The 4,986-nt window shown below is 70.7% G+C and carries 4 protein-coding genes; 1 reads left to right on the forward strand and 3 read right to left on the reverse strand.

Annotated elements, in window-relative coordinates; genetic code table 11:
- Positions 1-171 precede the first annotated feature (171 nt).
- Positions 172-480 carry a type II toxin-antitoxin system VapB family antitoxin gene (locus E1264_RS40005; RefSeq protein WP_132182360.1) on the forward strand — a complete coding sequence of 103 codons (309 nt, stop codon included), beginning with the start codon at positions 172-174 and terminating at the stop codon, positions 478-480.
- Here the strand turns inward: E1264_RS40005 and E1264_RS40010 are convergent, their stop codons facing one another.
- The 3 genes from E1264_RS40010 to E1264_RS40020 form a co-directional block, all read right to left on the reverse strand.
- Positions 481-1,740, reverse strand: coding sequence for an MFS transporter (locus tag E1264_RS40010; protein ID WP_207936863.1), 1,260 nt, complete (start codon positions 1,738-1,740; stop codon positions 481-483). It abuts the gene before it with no gap.
- A gap of 326 nt (positions 1,741-2,066) precedes the next feature.
- On the reverse strand, positions 2,067-2,759 hold the full coding sequence (locus tag E1264_RS40015) for a FadR/GntR family transcriptional regulator (protein WP_132182364.1): 693 nt from the start codon (positions 2,757-2,759) through the stop codon (positions 2,067-2,069).
- 408 nt (positions 2,760-3,167) lie between these two features.
- The gene (locus E1264_RS40020) at positions 3,168-4,622 is read right to left on the reverse strand and encodes a helix-turn-helix transcriptional regulator (RefSeq protein WP_132182366.1); all 1,455 of its coding nucleotides are present in this window, start codon (positions 4,620-4,622) and stop codon (positions 3,168-3,170) included.
- Between the last annotated feature and the right edge of the window lie 364 nt (positions 4,623-4,986).

Consider the following 4,986-nt stretch of genomic DNA (forward strand, 5'->3'; position numbering starts at 1 on the left):
GTCTTGGTCAGTGTGGCGGGGTGGGCGTTGGTAAATGACATGTCCGGTTGGCGGCAATTACTAACGATGGTGTTGAGCTGCGAGGTAACCGTTTACCAGGGGTGGCAAGTGGAGTGACTCATGTTGTTGAGTCGCCTTCTCCGGGTCATGGCGACGCCGTAGACTCGGAGGGTGATCTTCAAGGCGGTGGGTGACGGACGGCCCTATCCCGACCACGGTTTCTCGTCCCGGGACTGGGCCAAGATCCCGCCTCGCCAGGTCCGCCTCGACCAGCTCGTGAGCACGAAGCGCGAGATGGATCTGCAGTCGCTCCTGTCGAAGGACTCCACGTTCTACGGGGATCTGTTCCCGCACGTCGTCCAATGGCATGGCGAGCTCTATCTGGAGGACGGCCTGCACCGCGCGCTGCGGGCCGCGCTGCACCAGCGGCTCGTGCTGCACGCCCGCGTCCTCGATCTGGACGCCGTCGACATGAGCTGATCAGCGGGCCCGGACCGGCTCCCGCGTGCTCACCTCCGGACGGGCCGGGGGCGCCGCGATGGCCGGTGTCCGGGCCGGACGGACGAACCCCGGACGCGCGGCCAGCAGCCCGAACAGCACCTCCGGCACCACGAGGACGAGCAGGAGCACGAGAGGAACGTTCCATCCACCCGTCGCATCGTGCAGGACGCCGACCGCGAGCGGCCCGAAACCGGCGAGGAGATATCCGCCGGTCTGCGCCATCCCGGACAGGCCCGCGGCGATCGAGGGGCTCGGCGCGCGCAGGTTGAGCAGCGTGTAGGCGAGGGGGAACGCGCTTCCGGTGCCGAGACCGAGCACGAGGACCCAGACCCACCCGGCCGACGGCGCCAGCAGCAGGCCGCCCAGGCCCCCGACCATGGTGATCGCGACGGCGGCGACGAGGGGACGCTGGTCGCGCAGACGAGCGGCGAACACGGGGATGAGGAAGCCCAGCGGTATGCCGGCGATCATCATGGCGGACACCATCATCCCGGCGGCCGCGGGCGCGAACCCGGCGTCCCGCATGATCTCCGGCAGCCACGACATCAGCACGTAGAACATCAACGACGCAAGGCCCATGAAGACCGCGACGTACCAGGCGACCGGCGAGCGCAGGAGCGAACCGTGCCCCGAGGGCGCAGCCGGGGTGGATGGGGCGGGCCGGGTGCGGCGGCCCCGGACGGCGAGCGGCCCCCACACGAGCAGCGCGATCACGGACGGGACCGCCCAGATGGCGAGGGCGAGCCGCCAGCCTCCCGCCTCGTCCAGCGGCACCGCGAGCCCGGCGGCGACGGCACCGCTGGCGGCCATGAGCATCATCGTCAGGCCGGTGAGCGACCCGACGCGGGCCGGGAACGCGCGCTTGATGACGGCCGGCATAAGGACGTTCCCCAACGCGATCCCCGCGCCTGCCAGGACCGTTCCAACGAACAGCGAGACCGGCGACTCGACCACGCGCAGCAGGATCCCCAGCGTGATCATGACGAGCGATCCGGCGATGGCGATCTCGGTACCGAGCAACCGCGCGAACATCGGGGCTACGGACGCGAAGATGCCCAGGCAGAGCACCGGGAGCGTGGTGAGGACGCCGACCTCGGCACCGGACAGGCCGAACACCTCGCGCAGCTCGCCGAGCACCGGCGCGATCCCGGTGATGGCGGCACGCAGATTGATCGTCAGCAGCACCAGGCCGATGAGCGACCAGGTGGCCGTGACGCCGCGGGGCAGGTGGGTTCTCATTTCGTCCTTCGTCATGCGCAGGCAGGCACGCGCGTCCGCAGGGCGCGCGAGCTACCGGATACTTACGGTTTCGCTATGCACCGGCCCAGCCCGGAGGCAGCCGGTTGGTTTCGTTGGTGCGGTCCGTCTGGCATGCCAGTCGGTTCGCTGGAGCGACCGGTCACTCTGCTGGCCGACCGGTTCCAGGCGGCGGCGGCCGAGTTGGTGCGGGTGACCGGTCGGCCCGCCGTTCGTTGTCTGGCCTGGCTCAGCGGTGTTGTGCGTCCCTAGGAAGCCGGTCGGTTTCTGCTGTCCGGTCGGCTCCGGGTGGGCGGAGTAGGGCGCGGCTAGCCGACGGGCTCGGGGCGGCCGGTCGATGTCGACGCCAGGATCTGGTCCAGACACGCGTGGGTGGCCCGGGTCGCCGCCTCCGCGTCGCCGGCCTCGATCGCGGCGGCGATGGGGCCGTGCGGGACGTCCTTGTGTTCGAGGAGTGTCCCCGCCGCGCCGATGCTCGCCCGGAGCGCGGCGCTGAAGTCGCGGTACAGGTCCGTCAGAACCTGATTGTGGGTGGCCTCGACGACGGCGGTGTGGAACGTGAGGTCCGCCTCGACGAAGGTGGAATGGTCTCCCGCCGCCCACGCCGCGTCCCGCCGTGCGAGGGCGACCGCGATGGCGGCGATGTCGGCATCGGTGCGGCGCGTGGCGGCCAGCCGGGCCGCCTCGACCTCCAGTCCGCGACGCACTTCGAGGATCTCGACGAGTTCCGCCGTCTCCAACCGCCGCCGGACGGCGCCGGACAGCTCGCTCGTGGCCCGCACGTACGTGCCGTCGCCCTGACGGCTCTCCAGAAGCCCGGCATGGGTGAGCGCACGCACGGCTTCGCGGACGGTGTTGCGGCCCACCCCCAGGGTTTCGGACAGCACCGGCTCCGGCGGGATCTTCTCACCCACCGGCCACCCGCCACCGGCGATCTCGTCCCTGAGCTGGTCGATCACCTGATCGACCAGTGACGACCGCCGCGCCGTCCGCAGAGTCACCCTTACCTCCGGTAATCCAGTCATCCTACGTTTCGATGATAGGACACTCCGCGTGTCGGCTTTATTCCGCCCCCTGCGTTCGGCGCACCCGAGCCAGGCCGTGCGTGGAGCGAGCGCGACGTCGCTTCATCCAAAATGCCCGTTCAAGCCCGCTTCGGTCCTCGCCGGACCGGGCGGGTTGGACGCTCACGTGATCAGGGCGGTCGACCTCGGGGCACGCCCCAGCCGGCCTCAGGCGGTTGTGGTCGTGCGGTGTCGTCCGCAGGACGCGCGGTGCAGGGCGCGACCACGGCATGTGGGACGGCAGCCAGCACGGTGACGGCAGGCGCGCGCGTCGTTTGCGGACCAGGGCGCTGGACGGGACGGGGACAGCGTTGGCCGCGACCCGTGGGCGAGTGATCAGCCCGGTTAGACGCGGGCTCTGGCGCTGGACGTTGACCGGGACGCGGTCAGGCCGGCGGCCTCCAGGGCCCGGCGGTAGGCGATGGCGGCGTTCTCGGAGTCCTGGACGAGTTCGTGCAGTTCACCGAGTTCGCGGTACAGGTGGGCGGCCGGACGTCCGGCGGGCAGCGTCGCCAGCTGTTCGGACGCGGCACGCAGCACGACCTGGGCGGCCGCCGGGTCTCCCTGCGCGACGCGTGCACGGGCCAGGACGAGTCTGGCGAGAACGGTCTTCTGCGTCCGTGCGGCCAGGTCTGCACCGGGCGGCGGGGTCATGGCATGCGGGTTCTCCGGAGCGGACAACGCCATCCCTGTGTCGAGGAACTGCTCCAGGGTGGCTATGGCGTCGTCCAGGTCACCGACCAGCACGAGCGCGCGCGCTTTGGCGATGGTGCTCTCGGTGGACTCGTCCCCGTTGAGGTCGGCCGTCCCTTCCAGAAGGCGCAGCGCCTCCTGTGCCGCCTCTGGGGAGCCTTCGGGGCGCGGGCGTTCAAATCCGTATTCACCGGTACCGGCGCCAGCGTGCGCAACGTCGGGCTGGGTGACGGCCGAGAAGGGCATGACGCCCCTGAGCAGCGCCTTGGCCGCCGCAAGGGAGAGGCGTGCGCGAGACTGCGCCGGACCGGTGTCGCCACGGGCGGCCAGGGCCTGGTCGGCGAAGTAGAGGGAGTCGCCGATCGTCCCTTCTTCGAGTGCGCGCATGCTGGCCCGCTGGTAGTGGACGCTTGCCGGTTCGTCCGCCGCGCTCTTGGGGTTCAGCAGCCGCCGTCCGAGCTCGTGCGCGCGCGCGGGATCGGAGCGATCCACATAGGCGAGCAGCAGAATTCGTCCGACCTCCGTGTACTCCTCACCGACGCCGAGCCCGAGCTGGTTCAGCCGCTCGACGGCCCGCTCGCCGAGCGCGATGGCCTGGCCCAGATCGCCGACGGCGTGGTAGCAGCGGGCGAGTGCGATGACGGGCGGCAGCCAGCTGGCGCGTCCGGGGTCCCGCTCGGCCTGTTCGCGCAGCTCCTCGAAGAGGGCGATCGCGTCGTCGGCGCGCCCCAGCTCTTCCAGGGCGCGGGCGCGGCCCCAGCGGGCGCGGGACGTGAGGTCGGGATCGTCACTGCGCGCGATCACCTCGTCGAAGCCCGCCTCGGCGGTGACGGGGTCGCCGCGCAGCAGCGCCAGGTGGGCATGGCGTTCCCGTACCTCAAGGTGGGCGCGCTGCTCCGGCTCGACGCCCTCAGCGAGGTACTCGGGCGTGCAGCCGAGACGCTCGGCCAGCATGCGCAGGACGGTCGGCGTCGGGGTGCGCTTGCCCGATTCGATCAACGAGATGTAACTGTCGGAAAGGTCGTGACCGGCGAGCTGTGCCTGCGACAAGCGTCTGGTCAGCCGCAGGTTGCGGACACGTTCGCCGACGTTGCCTGGACCCGGCATGTGGACTCACTTAGCGGAAGTAAACAGGCGGCTGGGGTGCCGACATGATTGCACATTGCGGGTTATCGCACATCGAGAGTAATGAAGCGGCAAGAGAAGAGCTCCCCTGGTCGGGCCCGCCGGGCCGCTGTGCGCACGCGACCGAACCCCCGTGGCGCACCGGTTCCCGCCGGTGCGTGCCCCGGCGACGGCCGCGCCCGTCACCCTCGGACGGTATCCGACCATCCCGAAAAGATCGCTAAAACCGCCGATATTGTCCACCCGCCCGCGCTCACCGGCCACCAGCGCGTCGGCCGTCAGGGATGCCCTTGCGTGTGTCCGCATCGCTGCGGAAGGCGGGGGCGCAGGCGCCAGGAGGCAGGGG

Origin of the sequence: Actinomadura sp. KC216 (assembly GCF_004348535.1) — a bacterium.
In the GTDB taxonomy this organism is placed as follows: domain Bacteria; phylum Actinomycetota; class Actinomycetes; order Streptosporangiales; family Streptosporangiaceae; genus Spirillospora.